Consider the following 16,061-nt stretch of genomic DNA (forward strand, 5'->3'; position numbering starts at 1 on the left):
GAATGATCATGCCTTTAACTAAAAAGAAAATTCCTGTCACCATCCTCACTGGATATTTAGGCGCCGGGAAAACCACACTTTTAAATCGAATACTTACAGAAAAACACAATCAAAAGATTGCGGTTATAGTCAATGAGTACGGAGAAGTCGGGATAGACAATCAGCTCGTCGTTGATTCTGAAGAAGAAATTTTGGAAATGAACAACGGCTGTATCTGTTGCACGGTCCGCGGAGATTTGGTTCGTATTCTGAGAACTCTTGTATTCTCAATGGATCAAGGGAAAGTTGCATTCGATCGAGTTTTAATCGAAACAACGGGACTGGCTGACCCAGCTCCTGTTGCCCAGACTTTTTTTATGGATGAGCTGCTGTCCGACATATTTGAAGTTGACAGCATCGTCACGGTAGTAGACAGCAAGCATATCGCCAGACATCTGGATGATCAGGATGAAGCTCAAGAACAAATTGCTTTTGCTGACGTCATCATCCTCAATAAAACAGATTTAGTATCAAATGACGATTTGGAATCCTTGGAGCAAAGACTTGTCAACATTAATCCTGCGGCTAAGAGGCTGCATGCCAGAGATTGCAAGATCAATTTAAAAGATATCCTGGGGATCAATACGTTTGACGTCAATCGAAAACTTGAAATCGACCCTCATTTTCTAGAGGATCATCATCACCATCATCATGATGATAAAGTGTCTTCTATTGCTTTTCGGGAAGAGAAGCCTCTTGATTTGGCAAAAGTGGATCATTGGATGAGTTATCTCGTACGGGAAAAAGGCGAAGATTTATTACGTTATAAAGGGATCCTTTCTATTAAAGGGGAAGAATATCGAATCGTATTCCAAGGGCTTCACATGCTGTTTTCAGGACGCCCGGACCGGAAGTGGAACGAAAACGAGACAAAACAAAGCGAACTTGTTTTCATTGGAAAGGACTTGGACAAAGAAGAACTGGAGCGGCAATTTAAAAATTGCATCGCAAAGTGATATTTTTCGCTTTGTTGGCCCTCGCTTTGCTTAAAATAGAAAGAGCCGAGATTTGATTTTGCAAGTCTTTTTCAAGGGCAAAGTGAGTTTTTAAGCAGGTTATTGCCTGCTTTTCTTTTTGTTCTTAAAACTGAGCCCCTTGTCCACCTGACAAATTTTCAATTCATTTAAAGAGTGTTGGTTCCTCAGTTCGGGGAAATTTTGATCGTCCCGGCTGCTTCCCGCTCCCACCGGTTTTCAAGCTGAACCTCCAAAGCCTTGTATCTTTTAAGCTCCTTTATGGATGACAGAAAAGACAATTGTCAGCTGACACGATGACCCCTCCTTAATATAAAAAGAGACACCAAACGAACGCATCAAGCGTAAGTTCAGTGTCCGAAGTTTTCTCTGTCTTAGATTTTATAAAAACTTAGGATTCAAGGTTTTATTAATCAAATCCTTTTCATTTTCCATAACATCCTGGTCTTTAAAATAAATTTTCAATGTAAGAGCGTCAGTAAACATAAAAACTTTATTATGATCTGAAAAGAATAGGTATTGATTTGATCTTGCCGCCATCTTCCCAATAATGGAATATTCATTAATATTTTCGATCTTATATCCTCTACATGTTTCAAGCAAAGTTGGTTCCATACTGTATAACCCTTTAGAAATCAGAAAATTTTTATACTCTTTATACGCGATGCTAAGCTCTTGATCTTGATCATCTATATCTTCTAAATCTATTTCTCCTTCCCAATACGCACTTAAAAAAGGAGTAATTATTGTATTTTCAAAATTGGTTAAATAAGGGGTGACCCATTTAAAGAATTGATCTTCTAACTCAATCCATTCTTTTGATTCAATGCAAATTTCAGAATAGGGGTTCTCGACTGATTCAAATCCAAAAGAACTGTAAAAGTCTTTTTTCTTCAATTTTTCATCTGGCATACCAATAATTAAATTAAATTCGTTTTGTTCATCATCTTCCCAGTTGAAAAATTGGTATTCTGACAACTCTTTTAATAATTCTGTTGTTGCTAATTTCATTTCTTCACCTACTTAGATAATATTCTACCTTTTCCGTCCAACGAGGCAACGCGTTTACCATTTTTATCTTTCAATTTCCATTTCCGTCCCCCATGTCCAGCGGTATCCTTTTCAACAGTCCAGCCAGTTTTTTTATTTTTGTAAGCTTTTTTGCCTTTAACCTTTTGATCAAAAGCCCCTAGGTTTACTGTTTTATTGTCTTTTAACAATTTGTTTGGTATATCAAACTTTAATACAGTGGTTTTGTGATTTGAGAATAAACTTTGAAAACCAAGATATCCTGCATAAATTAGTCCTCCTGCCAGAGCCGCTCCGATAACTACTTCACCTATTCCCGGAATTGCAATTGCCGTTAAAGCTATAGGATTTTGACCTGTAGGATCATAATATTTTAAAGGATTGTTATTAGCATAATTATAACCGTTATGTGTAACCAATTCATCTTCAGAGCCATACCATGGATCTCTTGATAAAAATGTATGATTTGATGAATCATAATATCTATGCATTAAATAATAAAGTTCGGTCTCTTTATCATATTTATACCCAGCATAGCGTATATCGTTCTCATCAGCATAATATCCATTTTCAGAAACTACATTTCCCCACGAATCATATTCGTAGCTCGCTGCCGTTTGACCTTTGCTATTTGTAATTTCTGTGACATCCCCTCTTATATTATGATGATAATAAAATGTTTCATTTTTCTTAAAGTCACTTACACTGTTTACTTCGCCATTTTTTAGATAAGTGTAGGCCTTGGTAATATTATGGTTGTTATCAGTTTCATAAAGCACTTTATTATTACTATCATCATAAACATAATTCGTGATATCGTTGCCAACCTGCTTTTGTATTCTTCTGTTATATTCATCATATTTATATTTTATAATTTCTCCAGAATTTTTATTCTTAACTTCAGCTAACCTGCCAGCTTCGTCCCAAATATAATTATATTTATTATTTTCTTCAAGTTGACCATTAGCATTAAATTTACTATTTTGTGATTCAAATTGATTCAATTTATTATAATTAAACTTCACAATATTTGTTTTTCCTGAAACATTGTTTGTTATTTCTTTGTTTAAAAGATTCCCCTTAAGATCATACTGATATTTAATAGTTTGGGCATCATTTTTTTCTTCAATCAATTGATTATTTTCGTCGTAATTATATTCTGTTTTTCCTTGTAGTGTTGTCTCACCAATTACATTTCCTTTATCATCATAATTATACTGATTTTTATGTATTAATTGATCAGAGGAATTATAGACAGTTCTCTCTATCATTTTCCCTTCTTTATTGTAGGATAATTTTTCATGTACACCATTCTTATATTGTAATTTAGTGATTTGACCTTCTTCATTATATTCAATTTTGGTTTGTCCATTATCAGTATTAATGTCTGTAACATTATTGTCTTGATCATATATAAAACCTTGATTAATTTTTTGCTCTTTATTTTTAATTTTTATAGAACTTAATGTAAGTTGATTATATACCCATGTAACCTCTCCATCAGTTGTTTTTAACTCCCTTAGACGTGATAGATCATCAAATGTTGTAACTTTATCTAGTTTTTGCTTATCGTTTTTAACAGTATACTCTGTTATTTGATTACCTAAAACTGTTCCATCTGTTTCTTTCTCTCCAGCATTTTTATCTATATAATTCGACTTTTCTATCTGATACTTATCAGTTTTATTTAAAATAAGAGAATTCACTTCTCCATCTTCACCTATATTTACACTGATTTCTTCTTTTTCTGGATTCTTAATTTTGACTACCTGACCTTCTTTATTATAACTAAATTCAGTAACATTATTGTCAAAATCGATTGTTTTTGTGACTTGATTCTGTTCGTTATATTCATATTTAAGTTCATTGATGGTCTTATTGTTTTTGTCTTTTGTAGTTTCTTTAATAATGTTTCCTTTATCATCATACGTATAAAATAATTTAGCACCTGATTCATCATAAGTCTGAACCAATTTTTCGCTTTCGTTCACTGCCTTAGCATAACTAGCCCCTACACTTGTAAATAAAAGTGAGGTTGACAATGAAGTTAGTGCAGCTTTAGAAATTAAATTATTAATTTTCCTTTTATTCATTCCTGATTGCTCTCCCTTGATCATTTTTACCTATATATTTATATTATAAAAATCGTTTTTTTCCATATATTTCGATCGACATTTTTCGACATCGTTAAATTCTTTCCATTCTTCTAAAAAGGTAAAATATTACACTTAAGAAGTATGAGTTTCTCTAAAATTTTTACCCTCTTCGATCGACTCCGAATAGCGGCACACCCTCATGTTTTTGCCAGTCAGGTATTCCACTCCTTTTAGTTTCCCGGCTCCGTACCGGATGACTTTAAGGAATCTGTTTCCTGTTTTCTCTCGGTCTTCCAAATCGTATCCGACAACAATTTCGGCCGATTCATCAAAATTAAGGTATCGGATAAATTCTTCAAGCCGAGTTCAGTCATTTTCCGATGATGAGATTATATGCTGCCGGCAATCCTGCATAGACTCCTTTTTGTCGGATTTTTCTCGGATTTGAAACATAAAAAAACCTTGAAAGGCAGTTGCCAATCAAGGTTCTAAAAGCACATTTTATTCTTCATCATCTTCATAAAGGTTGTCCAAAAATTCATTGATGTTATCAGCTAGAAAATACATATTGCTCATATCATCCGGATTCTCTGACTCTTCTTCATGATCCCAAAAGTAGATCTTTTCATAATAAGGCTCTTTATTTCCTAAGCAAATAACATTTCCTGCGGGGTCTTCTGCAATAGGAATAAATCCTTCAGGCAAACGGTCTTCCATTATGTCCAAGAAATCCTCTAAATTATCATACATATCCCCAATTCCATAAAAAACGTTTAAGACACTGGAACCTTGTTCATCTGAAATTTTAAATATATTTGGCCTTGCTTTACCGCCATTCCACTTTAATAAAAATTCTTTATAAAGCTCTGACAGCTTAACATTATTTTCTGATTCAAATTGTTCGATTTGTTCCAATGAAAGTTGATCGTGTGAATTAATGATCTGCGCCATATCATATTTCCTCCTCTTTATTTACCGTTAACAGTATTAACTCCTCCAACATGGGCAGAAGTTACGAGGAAACCGTTCTTGCTGAATGACTACTGATGAAGAGGCTAAAAGACATGTAGACCAGGTTGTCGCCGCACTACAGGGAATGGTTCGACCTATAGAGCCTTAATTGTTAGAATTTGCTTCATTAAAGTAGAATCAGAATCACATTCAAACCATATATCATTAGGGGAAAAGGGCCGACAAAGTAGAATAGAAAAAGTCCCCCATTTTGTCGGCTTCAATCGAGTGCTGAAACTGTTGAAAAAATGAAGAAAAATACAATGGGCTTTCAGTCTTCAACTATTTTTTTCATTTCACATCAGTAGAATTCTCATTAACCTAATTTGAAACATCAGGTAGCCGCAATTATCACAGCGTCTGCGATGAACATATTGTATCAATTACTAACTCCCATGCTGTTGAGGCAGGATCAATAATTTTAAAATGTTCCACATCTGGAAGCACAATTAATCTAACATTACTTCCTTGTTCGGTTGCCTTGAAATAGTAGTCTTTGCTTAACTTTATTGGAACATGACGATCCAACACTCCATGAATTAAAACATGATCGAGTTTTATCGGCAGCAACTCAATTGGAGAAGCAACTTTATAGCGTTCAGCAACCTCATGTGGTGACCCACCCATTAATGCGGATACATGACTTTTCATTCCTTTTTCTTCGTGAAATTCCCACATTTTTATTAAGTCTGTTACTCCAGCCAAACTTATTACTTTGTTGATAGACACAAACAGCTTATTAAACATTTGATCTGATTTTGCTTCAGTTCGAGAAGCTAGCCAAAGTGCTAAATGCGCTCCTGCCGAATGACCAATGACAATTACACTTGACAGGTCTAAATCATAAGATTCCTTTAACTGTGACAGATGATTTATAGCATCAATTACATCGTTAAATGTCCCTTTCCAACCTCCTCCTTCTTCCCCTACTCTGCGGTACTCAATGTTCCAAGTGGCATATCCCCTACTAGTTAAATCCTCAGCAATAGGATTATTTTCTTCTAAGCCATATCTCGACTGCCAAAACCCCCCGTGAATCATAACAACTACTGGGCAGGGCTCTTTCCTTTCAGGCATCCGTAATACACCATATTGCGAGTGATGTTGCCCATAAGATATTTTAACTTTATTAGACATCATTCCCCTCCCCCTTTACGTGAGGCATCTGCAAAAGATCCGAAAGCACCCCATCCGATCGATGCGAAATCGAGCCGGGCTATAGCTGTTTCAGGTGCTTTGATATTTCTTGGACCGCTTCATAGTCTTAGTCAATAGAAAATTTCCCCCTATTAGAAAAAGAATCGATGAATAAATCCTGTCTCTCTGTGAAAATGAATCATTTTATTCACGCTGATAAGCCTAAATCAAAATTCCCCTTCCGAAAAACTTATAAAAAAGGAAAAAGATTGTCAAAAAATGATCCGTTCTGTAAAATAAACAATATGAAGAAAAAGAAAAGGCTACATAAATTTTTTAGAAAATTTTAAATAGACAAAAGAAAGGATGTAAAGGTCATTGGAAGTTAAACTAGCATCTGAAAAAGTTGCAAAGATGCTTAATCAATGGTACGAGCAGAAGAGCATTACCAAAAAGCGTTGAATGAAGCAAAAAGCGCAAAATACTATAGATTGGTTGGCATATTATATCATAACCTTGGATTAATTTATGACAAGAAAAATATTTCCGGGTTAGCTGAAGAATATTTTAAAAAAACGATCGAGATCACAGAACATATTGAGTCAATAAATGGAGTCCGGACCCTTTATATGATGGCAAGCCTGTTGTATAGAAATGACAGAACAAAAGAAGCAAGAAGCTGGTATGAGAAAGGCCTTGAACATGCAGATTCAACAGGCGAAGATGAATACCAAGCAAAATTAAGATTAATTCACTCTTTATATGACCATCATAATGATGCTGCAGTGAACGAATCATTACAATACCTCGAACAAAAAAATTTATGGCCAGATATTTCAGAACTTGAAGAACAAATTGCAGAATATTATTTAAAACAAGGAAATTTATCCAAGGCTGTTGAATATTTAAAAAGAGCATTAAAAGCAAAAAATCAAATTTTGAAAGTAACGGAGGCGTTAGCATGAAAAAATTAAGTATCATCGGCGTATTAAGCATCCTTACACTCACTTTTGCTTTTGGCACTTTTGAAAAAGCGAGTAATTTTGGGGAAGGACAAGGGTTTCATGTTGCCGAAAAAGCAATCACCGGCTAAAAAATTAAATCAGTGTTTCAAATTAATGACTGAAGCGGACTCCTAAAGAGTCTGCTTTTTTGTTCTTAACAGACCTCAGATAAAACCCGAGAGCTATCGTGAGATTGTAAATTGACCCGCCGTTTTATTTGATAGTATTTTTCCTTTTAAGGAAACTTCGATATCAATCTCAAGGAGCCTTTTAATCATTCACATTGCTTTTCATTAACCATTCTACTTCCGTTAATTCTTGTTTTTGAACGTCTTTTGTGTGTTTTTTTGTGAAATGGGCTTTAACAGCTTCTTCGTTTTCCCAAATCTCCCATAGCATGATTTTGCGTTCTGATGGCTCAAGGGGGTACGCATGGAATTGTATGCACCCTTCTTCTTTGTTCGTTTCTTCCTCAAGTTTTTTGAATTCCTTCATTATTTCATTGAGGTCTTTATCACTGATAATTTTTAAGCATGCCGTTATGTAATGCATCCAAATTCCCCCTTCAAATCATTTGATAGCTTTTCATTATAACATTTTCTCAAAAAATGAAAACAACTACGAAGCTTGTCTAATGGTTGTCCTATAGGTTTCCACTTAAAAGAGGCTTTATCTTCCCTATCTTGAGAATAACCGGACGATATACGTGCCGCTTCCTAATCTTCTTACAAACGGCAAGATTTAAAGCAGCCCGGCTAAAAGTGGTCAAAATGTGGTCAATAAAATGAAAACCGCTCACAGCCATTGATGTATCAAGGGTTGTGAGCGATTAGAAATTACATGACCCGCTTAAACATCTTCTCCATCTCATACGTCGAGTAGTGAATGATGATTGGGCGGCCGTGCGGGCATGTGAATGGGTCGGATGTTCTGCGCAGCTCATCGAGCAGGGCGGTGATTTCGTCGTCCCGCAGATGATGGTTGGCTTTGATGGAGCCTTTGCAGCTCATCATGATTGCGGCTTCTTCGCGCAGTTTTTTGATGTCAATCGTGCGGTCATCAAGGACTTGCTGAATGATGTCTTCAATAATCGTCGTTTCTTCCCCTTTTGGAAACCAAGTCGGGTGGCATCGGACGATATAGCTGCCGGCGCCGAACGATTCGAGAAAGACGCCGACTTTGGCTAAATCGTCCAAGTGCTGGTCGATCGTCAGCGCTTCATTTTTTGAATAATGGAATGTCAGCGGTACAAGCAGGTCCTGGACTTCCGGTTCGACTTCTCCGACTTTTTCACGGAAATACTCGTATTTGATCCGCTCCTGTGCGGCGTGCTGATCGATGATGTACAGCCCGTTTTCATTTTGGGCGAGAATGTAGGTGCCGTGCATTTGGCCGATCGGATACATGATCGGCACCCTTTCTTTTGGCGTCTCTTTGTCATGGACGCTTTCGCCTGCCTGTTCCGGCTCGGCTTGTACGGCCGGTTCGGCTTCCGGCGTATACTCTTCAGCTCCGGGCCATTCAGGCTCGGTCTCTTGCATGATGCTTTCTTCGCGCTCTGCAGGAGCGGAAGGAGGCGGGTCTTTGACAACCGAGCTTAATTTCATCGCCGAAAATGAAGGCTCCGGCTTATATTCTCTTTCAATATCAGGACCAGAAAGAGGTGCCGGCTCTCGCACCTGGTCGAAATCAAGCTTTTGCTGCTCCGGTTTATTGATCAGAGGTGCGGTTTTTTTCGGAACTTGCACGCTTGGAATGAGCTGCTGCTGTTTAAAGACGTCTTTGATGGCGTCGCGAATCAGTTCGTGAAGCTCCGTCTCTTTGCTCAGCCTGACCTCCAGCTTTGACGGATGCACGTTGACATCCACAAGCAGCGGGTCCATGTTGATTTCAATGAACGTGATCGGATGGCGGCCGATCGGAAGAAGCGTATGGTAGCCCTCGTGGATCGCTTTCACGAGCGGAAAGTTTTTAATGTATCTGCCGTTGACGACAGATGACATGTAATTTCGCGATGCGCGCGTAATTTCAGGAAGGGCGATATAGCCTTTCACTTCAAAATCAAGAGATCTCGCTTCAAGCGGGAGCATTTTTTTGGCAACCGCCGTGCCGTAAATCGCCGCAAGCACATGGCGGACATCGCCGTTTCCGTTTGTCTGCAGAAGCGTTTTCCCTTGATGACGCAGCCTGATCGAAACTTCCGGGTGGGCAAGGGCGATTCTGTTGACCACATCTGTAATGTTGCCGAGCTCCGTATGGATCGTTTTCATGTATTTCAGCCTTGCCGGCGTATTGAAAAACAGATTGGTAACTGTAATTTCGGTTCCTCTGCGGCTTGACGCTTTTTGCTCGGAAATGATTCTTCCCCCCTGAAGCGTCAAATGGGTGCCTGCTCCTTCTCCGGTGCTCGTTTTAATGCTTAAGTGTGAGACAGACGCGATACTTGGCAAAGCTTCTCCGCGAAATCCGAGCGTTCTGACGCGAAACAGGTCGTTTTCGTCTTTGATTTTGCTTGTGGCATGACGCAAAAAAGCTGTTCTGCAGTCTTCTGCATCCATCCCTTCGCCGTCGTCAAGCACTTTAATCGAGGCGAGACCCGCTTCTTCAACATCGATTTCTATCACGGAGCTGTTCGCATCGATGGCATTTTCGACAAGCTCTTTGACGACCGACGCAGGCCTTTCCACTACTTCACCCGCCGCGATTTTATTCGATAAATCGTCAGGCAGCTGAACAATTTTTGCCAAGTTGGGTCACCTCTTTATTACTTTAATTTTTTTTGCAGCCTGTACAGTTCATTCATGACTTGTATAGGCGTCATATCGAGCAGATCCATCGTTTTAAATTCGGCTAAAACAGCCTGCTCTTTTTTGGAGAGCTTCGTCTCTTTTTCTTTCGGCTTGTCCGTTTCAAAAAATGACAGCTGGGCCGGTTGATCTGCAACAGTTGCCGCGACTTCTTCCGCCGCCTCTTTTACCGTATTCGGAGCCGTTGATGGAGCCGCTTCTTTGGCGCCGGATTCAAGTTCTTTCAGGATCGTTTTCGCCCTGCGGATCAAACCGTCGGGCAATTCGGCCAGCTGCGCGACATGGATACCGTAGCTTTTATCTGCTGCGCCTTCTTTTATCTGGTGAAGGAAAACGACCTTTCCTTCGTATTCTTCCGCACGAACGTGAACATTCTTCAAGTTGGCAAGCTTTTCTTCAAGGGACGTCAGCTCGTGATAGTGTGTGGAAAATAAAGTCTTTGCGCCGATGTGCTCGTGAACGTACTCGATGATCGCCTGCGCAAGCGCCATTCCGTCGTAAGTGGACGTACCCCGGCCGATTTCGTCAAATAGAATCAAGCTGTTTTTCGTCGCATGAACGATCGCATTTTTGGCTTCAAGCATTTCCACCATAAACGTACTCTGTCCGGATATAAGATCATCCGCAGCGCCGATTCTTGTAAAGATCTGATCAAAGATCGGCAGCACCGCTTTTTTGGCAGGAACAAAACAGCCGATCTGCGCCAAAATGGAGATCAGCGCCATCTGTCTCATATACGTGCTTTTTCCTGACATATTCGGCCCGGTGATTAAAAGCATTTGTCTGCCTTTGCCCATTTCGCAGCTGTTCGGAACGTAAGACTGGCTGTCCATCACCTTTTCTACGACCGGATGCCGTCCGTCGATCACCTGAACGACGTCCTCGGAAAACTCCGGTTTAACATAGTGGCGGTTTTCGCTGATCGTCGCAAAACATTGGAGCACATCAAGCTCGCTCATCATTTTTGCCAGCTGCTGCAGGCGCGGGATATATTCCTTCACCTTGCTGCGAAGCTCGGAAAACAGCTCATACTCCAGCTCGCAAATATTGTTTTCCGCTTCGAGAATCAGCGCTTCTTTTTCTTTCAGCTCCGGCGTGATGTAGCGTTCTGCATTGGTCAGCGTCTGCTTCCGTTCATAGCGGCCTTCTTCAAGCAGATGGATGTTGGCTTTCGTCACTTCAATATAATAGCCGAACACCTTGTTAAAGCCGACTTTTAAAGAGCGGATTCCCGTGTACTCGCGTTCTTGCTGCTCAAGCCTTGCGATCCAGTCCTTTCCGTTCTTGCTTGCGTCCCTGTATTCATCCAGCTTCTCGTGATAGCCGTCTTTGATCAAGTTCCCCTCTTTTAATGAAAGAGGCGGATTCTCGTATAATGCATCTTCCAAAAGGTTCAAAAGATCGCCGCACGGATCGATTTTCCCGGCGCGCGCTTTTGCTTTCGGATGGTCGAGGGAGCCGACAAGCTGTTTGATGGCCGGCACTTGTTTCAACGATTCCTTCAGCTGAATCAAATCTCGGGCATTGACGTTGCCGTAAGCGACCCTTCCGGCGAGCCGCTCGAGATCGTATACTTCCTTCAGCCGTTCGCGCAAATCTTCCCGCTCAAACAAATGGGCGATCAGCGTTTCGACGATTTCCTGGCGCTCTTCAATCTGTCCCTTTCTGATCAGCGGCCTGTCGATCCATTGCTTTAACAGGCGCCCTCCCATTGCCGTTTTCGTTTCATCCAAAAGCCAAAGAAGCGAGCCTTTTTTGTTTTTCGAACGGATCGTTTCCGTCAGCTCGAGATTGCGTTTCGAATACAAATCGATTTTCATCGCTTCTTCGAGCTCGTAAGCCTGAACGTTTTGAAGGTGGTCAAGGCTTCTTTTCTGCGTCCGCTTCAAGTAGACGTAAAGCCTCATGAACGTATCGACAAGCTCTTTGGACGCCAGTCCGTTCACAATGTCAGGCACTTCATCTGCTTGTTCATCTTCGAAAGAGATCGTGGCGCCGCAGCGCTCTTTCAGCAACGTGACATCTTTCTCGTCAAAGTTGCGGCTGACGACGATTTCCCTTGCTCCGACAGAGTAAATCTCGGAAACGACATCATCAAGCCTTTCGATAATCGTCACTAAGTTCTCGCCCGTCGTCAAATCAGAAAAAGCGAGCCCGTATGTATGCTGAAATTCACTGACAGAGGCGATAAAGTTGTTTTCATTTTCATGAATTCCTTTTCCGTCCATCACGGTGCCGGGTGTGATCAGCTGCACGACTTCCCTTTTGACGACTCCTTTGGCCGATTTAGGATCCTCCACCTGCTCACAGATCGCGACTTTATAGCCTTTTTTAATGAGTTGTTCGATATACGAAGAGCATGAATGATAAGGAACCCCGCACATCGGGATTCTATCGCTCGATCCTCCGTCTCTGCTCGTCAGCGTGATTTCGAGTTCCTGAGACGCCTTTTTTGCATCTTCAAAAAACATTTCATAAAAGTCTCCAAGACGAAAAAATAAAAAGGCATCCTGATACTCTGCCTTAATCTTTAAATATTGCTGTATCATAGGCGTGTAGCCTGCCATATTTAATCCCTCACTATGTATAAACGTTTCTATTGATTCCAACACTCATTATACCATAAAGATTGATGCTAAAAAAAAGAAACTAGGGCGGTGTTTCCCTAGCTTCCTTTTATTCTTCTGGATCTCCGACCAAAAACTCCGGATTGATGTCCTCAAGTTCTTCATCAAGTTCTTCTTCCCACGCTTCTTCCTCATCGCTTTCCGTCCAATCAGAATTGACTTCAACGACGACCTTCGTCTCGCCGACAACCTCTGATAAAAATTCCCTTTCCGCCTGTACAACCACTTTGTTTCCGTTCGGAGAAATGGTCACTTCAAGGCAGTTCGGCTGCTGAAGCACCTTCGCAATCACTTCGTGTTCATCATCTAAGTAATTTTTGTCACGATACCGGAGCTTAATGACATCAACATAGGAAACGCGTTCTGTCACAACTTCGGTTTTGGTGTTGTCCGCATATGAATACCAGACGTTGATATCATATGTCCCTTCAATTTCCACGGTTTTTCCGATTTTTTCGGCGTCATACTTATGATTGATAATCCAACCGCCCAAAATACTGGTTGGCTTTTGCGAAGGGGAGATTGTATGAGTGGACTGGGTGAATTTCCGGCCTTTCGCGACCACCGCTTTAGTAATAATTTCCCTGTATTCAGACATTCGGTCATGCCTCCTTGTTTTTCCTCGTATTATCCTATGCTGGGCATTCGTCTAATGTGCGTTCCTTGAGAAATCAAAATAACATTCCCATATAATGAATCTGTTTAAGTGTATGCAGATAAAAGGATAAACTTGACTTAAATCAGAAAAGAAAAAGACAGACCGAAAACCGAATCTTTTCAATAAGCCGTCGCGGCGGGAAATTGTATAAAAAATGGCGCCTAAGGTTGTTGACAACATCCATTTGAAAAAGTTTAGTTTGCTTCATGATGCTGTGTCTACTTTATTCTTAATCTAATAGCATTGCTGCTACCAAGCGTATACTTCAGGCGCTTCCCCTCCGGGTCCAGGGAAGATGTCGCTCAGCTCGCTGAGTATGCCCTCATCCAGACTGATCTCAACAGCTCTGATTGCATTCCGCAGCTGTTCGACGTTTCTCGGCCCTTTGATAGGAGCGGTCAACGCCGGATTTGCCAGCACCCATGCCAAAGCGACGTTGGCTTCTTTCTCCCCAAGCTCCTCGCATAGACGAAAATTTTTCGAGCTGTAAGCGGTGTTTTTCAATGAGGTCTTCCCTTTTGGCTGTCCGGGCTCCGACAGTACCTTTCAGCGCATGGAGCCTCGCCTGTGTTTCCATAAAAAAAGCTTGTCAATCAAAGCGTTTTTCACGGCTTTGTCGACAAGCTAGGCGCCTTTAAAAGGCGCCGCCAAATTATAGAGAACAGCTCGGTGATGAATTTTTTACTCTTGAACCGGTCTCGCCTTTCAGCAGGTCTCCCCCGGTTGATGTGATGATCTCGTTTGTCACTTGGTTTGATATTGTATGCGCGACGAGCTGCAGAAGGTCGTTGACTTCCATTTGGGAGTCTCTGAACTCTTGAATGATCGGAATCTCGTCAAGCTCTTCCTGAAGCGCGTCAATCTTTGCTTCCGTTTGTTTAAGCGCTTCGTGCTTTTCATAATGTTTAAAGTTGACGGCTTGCTTTTGCAGGGCTTTAATTTGGTTGATAATGCCCGTTATTTTGGCATTCTCATTAATCTGTGCCTCCGCTTTTTTGAAAAAGTCGACTTCTTCCGTTTCGGCAATCATTTTTGCGAGTTCCCGCGCTTTTGCAACAATCTCTTTTTTTGTATAAAGCGTCACTTTATTTCACCTCGATTGCTTCTCCTACCATTTCTCCGTCAAGCGACCAAGTTTTCGCCTGGTGGATTTTCACGTTGACAAGCTGACCGATCGCTTCTTTCGGTCCTTTGAAGTTAACAAGCTTGTTTTTCCGTGTATAGCCGGCAAGGATATCAGGGTTGTTTTTACTTTCACCCTCTACTAACACTTCGACAACCTGCCCCTCATATTCCTTCATTTTCTTCGCGGAAATTCCGTTGACCACTTCATTTAATCGCTGAAGCCGTTCTTTTTTCACGCGCATCGGAACATTGTCTTTCATTTTTGCAGCAGGCGTTCCTTCGCGAGGCGAGTAGATGAACGTATAGGCGCTGTCAAATTCAACTTCTCTGTATAAGGAAAGCGTTTCTTCAAATTGCTCATCTGTTTCGTTCGGGAAGCCGACGATAATGTCTGTTGTTAAAGACGCGTTCGGCATCGCTTTTTTAATTTTGGCGACAAGCTCGAGATAGCGTTCCCGGTCGTATTTGCGCGCCATCAGTTTCAAGACATCCGAGCTTCCGGACTGAACAGGCAGGTGGATGTGGTCCAGAAGGTTTCCGCCTTTTGCGAGCACCTCGATCAGATGATCGTCAAAATCACGCGGATGGCTTGTCGTGAAGCGGATTCGCGGAATATTAATTTTGCGGAGCTCATCCATCAAGTGTCCGAGTCCGTATTCCATATCCTCGAAATCTTTGCCGTAAGCGTTGACGTTCTGTCCGAGAAGCGTGATTTCTTTATAGCCTTCAGCCGCAAGTCGTCTCACTTCCTGAATGATTTCTTCAGGACGTCTGCTTCGTTCTTTTCCTCTTGTGTACGGCACGATGCAGTACGTACAGAACTTGTCGCAGCCGTACATGATGTTGACCCAGCCTTTAATTTTGCCGGTGCGGACTTTCGGAAGGTTTTCAATGACATCGCCTTCTTTAGACCACACTTCGATAACCATTTCTTTTGACAGATAAGCTTCTGACAAAAGTTCCGGCAAGCGGTGGATATTGTGTGTGCCGAAAATCAGATCGACGAACGGATGTTTCTTTAAAATCCGGTTGACGACTGATTCTTCCTGGGACATACATCCGCATACGCCAAGGATCAAATCCGGATTGTCTTTTTTCAAAGCTTTTAAATGGCCGATTTCACCGAATACTTTGTTTTCCGCATTTTCGCGAATGGCGCATGTGTTTAACAGAATCACATTGGCGTCTTCAGTCGAATCGGTCGGCTCATAGCCGAGGGTCATGAAAATACCGGCCATGACTTCTGTATCATGTTCATTCATCTGGCAGCCGTATGTGCGGATGTAGAACTTCCGTCCTTCTCCCATCCCTTTGTACTGCTCGGAAATTTTAAAATCGCTATGGTATTTAACCTCTTCTTTGCCGCGTTTTTTCGCATCTTTTAAGGAAGGCGGAACATAAACAGCTTCGAAGTACTTGCTGTAATCCTTCTCGGATTTTTTGTCCGATGGATTGACCTGTCCGCTTTCAATGCGCTGTTTCTCATTCATGTTTTTGATCTCCTTTCAAACAAAGCTCCACTCTTCAGTATAAAGGTTCTCGGTTGTCAGCACA

The 16,061-nt window shown here is 41.1% G+C and carries 12 protein-coding genes and 2 pseudogenes; 3 read left to right on the forward strand and 11 right to left on the reverse strand.

Annotation, left to right across the window (positions count from 1 at the left end; all coding sequences use genetic code 11):
* Positions 1–2: 2 nt before the first annotated feature.
* Positions 3–995: a CobW family GTP-binding protein gene (locus QMZ64_RS10120; protein ID WP_265627028.1), complete on the forward strand. Its 993-nt coding sequence runs from the start codon at positions 3–5 to the stop codon at positions 993–995.
* Between the two features lie 399 nt (positions 996–1,394).
* Here the strand turns inward: QMZ64_RS10120 and QMZ64_RS10125 are convergent, their stop codons facing one another.
* From QMZ64_RS10125 to QMZ64_RS10140, 4 genes are all read right to left on the reverse strand, one after another.
* The gene (locus tag QMZ64_RS10125; RefSeq protein WP_265627029.1) at positions 1,395–2,024 is read right to left on the reverse strand and encodes a hypothetical protein; all 630 of its coding nucleotides are present in this window, start codon (positions 2,022–2,024) and stop codon (positions 1,395–1,397) included.
* A gap of 8 nt (positions 2,025–2,032) precedes the next feature.
* On the reverse strand, positions 2,033–4,135 hold the full coding sequence (locus QMZ64_RS10130; RefSeq protein WP_265627030.1) for an RHS repeat domain-containing protein: 2,103 nt from the start codon (positions 4,133–4,135) through the stop codon (positions 2,033–2,035).
* Positions 4,136–4,639: 504 nt separating this feature from the next.
* The gene (locus QMZ64_RS10135; RefSeq protein WP_152847309.1) at positions 4,640–5,089 is read right to left on the reverse strand and encodes an SMI1/KNR4 family protein; all 450 of its coding nucleotides are present in this window, start codon (positions 5,087–5,089) and stop codon (positions 4,640–4,642) included.
* Positions 5,090–5,500: 411 nt separating this feature from the next.
* Entirely contained in the window at positions 5,501–6,289 is a 789-nt protein-coding gene (locus tag QMZ64_RS10140; protein WP_301441293.1) for an alpha/beta hydrolase family protein, read from the reverse strand.
* A 422-nt stretch (positions 6,290–6,711) separates the two neighbouring features.
* On the opposite strand from QMZ64_RS10140, the gene QMZ64_RS10145 reads away from it, so the two are divergent.
* Both QMZ64_RS10145 and QMZ64_RS10150 read left to right on the forward strand, forming a co-directional pair.
* Positions 6,712–7,251, forward strand: a complete 540-nt coding sequence (locus QMZ64_RS10145; protein ID WP_265627032.1) for a tetratricopeptide repeat protein — start codon at positions 6,712–6,714, stop codon at positions 7,249–7,251.
* Positions 7,248–7,379 (forward strand): hypothetical protein, encoded by a 132-nt coding sequence (locus QMZ64_RS10150; protein WP_265627033.1) that lies wholly within the window; start codon positions 7,248–7,250, stop codon positions 7,377–7,379. The genes QMZ64_RS10145 and QMZ64_RS10150 overlap by 4 nt, the downstream gene beginning before the upstream one ends.
* A gap of 181 nt (positions 7,380–7,560) precedes the next feature.
* Here QMZ64_RS10150 and QMZ64_RS10155 read toward each other — a convergent pair.
* The 7 genes and pseudogenes from QMZ64_RS10155 to miaB all read right to left on the reverse strand — a co-directional run bounded on the left by QMZ64_RS10155 (position 7,561) and on the right by miaB (position 15,997).
* Positions 7,561–7,879: pseudogene (locus QMZ64_RS10155) on the reverse strand (putative quinol monooxygenase).
* A 247-nt stretch (positions 7,880–8,126) separates the two neighbouring features.
* Complete coding sequence (gene mutL / locus QMZ64_RS10160; RefSeq protein ID WP_265627034.1) at positions 8,127–10,037, reverse strand: DNA mismatch repair endonuclease MutL; 1,911 nt, start codon at positions 10,035–10,037, stop codon at positions 8,127–8,129.
* Positions 10,038–10,054: 17 nt separating this feature from the next.
* Positions 10,055–12,664 (reverse strand): DNA mismatch repair protein MutS, encoded by a 2,610-nt coding sequence (mutS, locus tag QMZ64_RS10165; protein ID WP_265627035.1) that lies wholly within the window; start codon positions 12,662–12,664, stop codon positions 10,055–10,057.
* Between the two features lie 109 nt (positions 12,665–12,773).
* On the reverse strand, positions 12,774–13,322 hold the full coding sequence (gene cotE / locus QMZ64_RS10170; protein ID WP_020451464.1) for an outer spore coat protein CotE: 549 nt from the start codon (positions 13,320–13,322) through the stop codon (positions 12,774–12,776).
* A gap of 309 nt (positions 13,323–13,631) precedes the next feature.
* A pseudogene (locus QMZ64_RS10175) lies at positions 13,632–13,935 on the reverse strand (aldo/keto reductase); the annotation flags it as partial.
* Between the two features lie 99 nt (positions 13,936–14,034).
* The gene (gene ricA, locus QMZ64_RS10180; RefSeq protein ID WP_020451463.1) at positions 14,035–14,466 is read right to left on the reverse strand and encodes a regulatory iron-sulfur-containing complex subunit RicA; all 432 of its coding nucleotides are present in this window, start codon (positions 14,464–14,466) and stop codon (positions 14,035–14,037) included.
* A gap of 1 nt (position 14,467) precedes the next feature.
* The gene (miaB, locus tag QMZ64_RS10185; protein ID WP_301441294.1) at positions 14,468–15,997 is read right to left on the reverse strand and encodes a tRNA (N6-isopentenyl adenosine(37)-C2)-methylthiotransferase MiaB; all 1,530 of its coding nucleotides are present in this window, start codon (positions 15,995–15,997) and stop codon (positions 14,468–14,470) included.
* Positions 15,998–16,061: the final 64 nt, after the last annotated feature.

The sequence above is a fragment of the Bacillus sp. LB7 genome (assembly GCF_030449715.1).
Lineage (GTDB): Bacteria > Bacillota > Bacilli > Bacillales > Bacillaceae > Bacillus > Bacillus paralicheniformis.

Bases quoted from the DNA above. Each gene is read 5' to 3' on its own strand.
- QMZ64_RS10120 (WP_265627028.1), top strand. From the start codon at position 3: ATGATCATGCCTTTAACTAAAAAGAAAATTCCTGTCACCATCCTCACT.
- QMZ64_RS10125 (WP_265627029.1), bottom strand. From the start codon at position 2,024: ATGAAATTAGCAACAACAGAATTATTAAAAGAGTTGTCAGAATACCAA.
- QMZ64_RS10130 (WP_265627030.1), bottom strand. From the start codon at position 4,135: ATGAATAAAAGGAAAATTAATAATTTAATTTCTAAAGCTGCACTAACT.
- QMZ64_RS10135 (WP_152847309.1), bottom strand. From the start codon at position 5,089: ATGGCGCAGATCATTAATTCACACGATCAACTTTCATTGGAACAAATC.
- QMZ64_RS10140 (WP_301441293.1), bottom strand. From the start codon at position 6,289: ATGATGTCTAATAAAGTTAAAATATCTTATGGGCAACATCACTCGCAA.
- QMZ64_RS10145 (WP_265627032.1), top strand. From the start codon at position 6,712: ATGGTACGAGCAGAAGAGCATTACCAAAAAGCGTTGAATGAAGCAAAA.
- QMZ64_RS10150 (WP_265627033.1), top strand. From the start codon at position 7,248: ATGAAAAAATTAAGTATCATCGGCGTATTAAGCATCCTTACACTCACT.
- mutS (WP_265627035.1), bottom strand. From the start codon at position 12,664: ATGGCAGGCTACACGCCTATGATACAGCAATATTTAAAGATTAAGGCA.
- cotE (WP_020451464.1), bottom strand. From the start codon at position 13,322: ATGTCTGAATACAGGGAAATTATTACTAAAGCGGTGGTCGCGAAAGGC.
- miaB (WP_301441294.1), bottom strand. From the start codon at position 15,997: ATGAATGAGAAACAGCGCATTGAAAGCGGACAGGTCAATCCATCGGAC.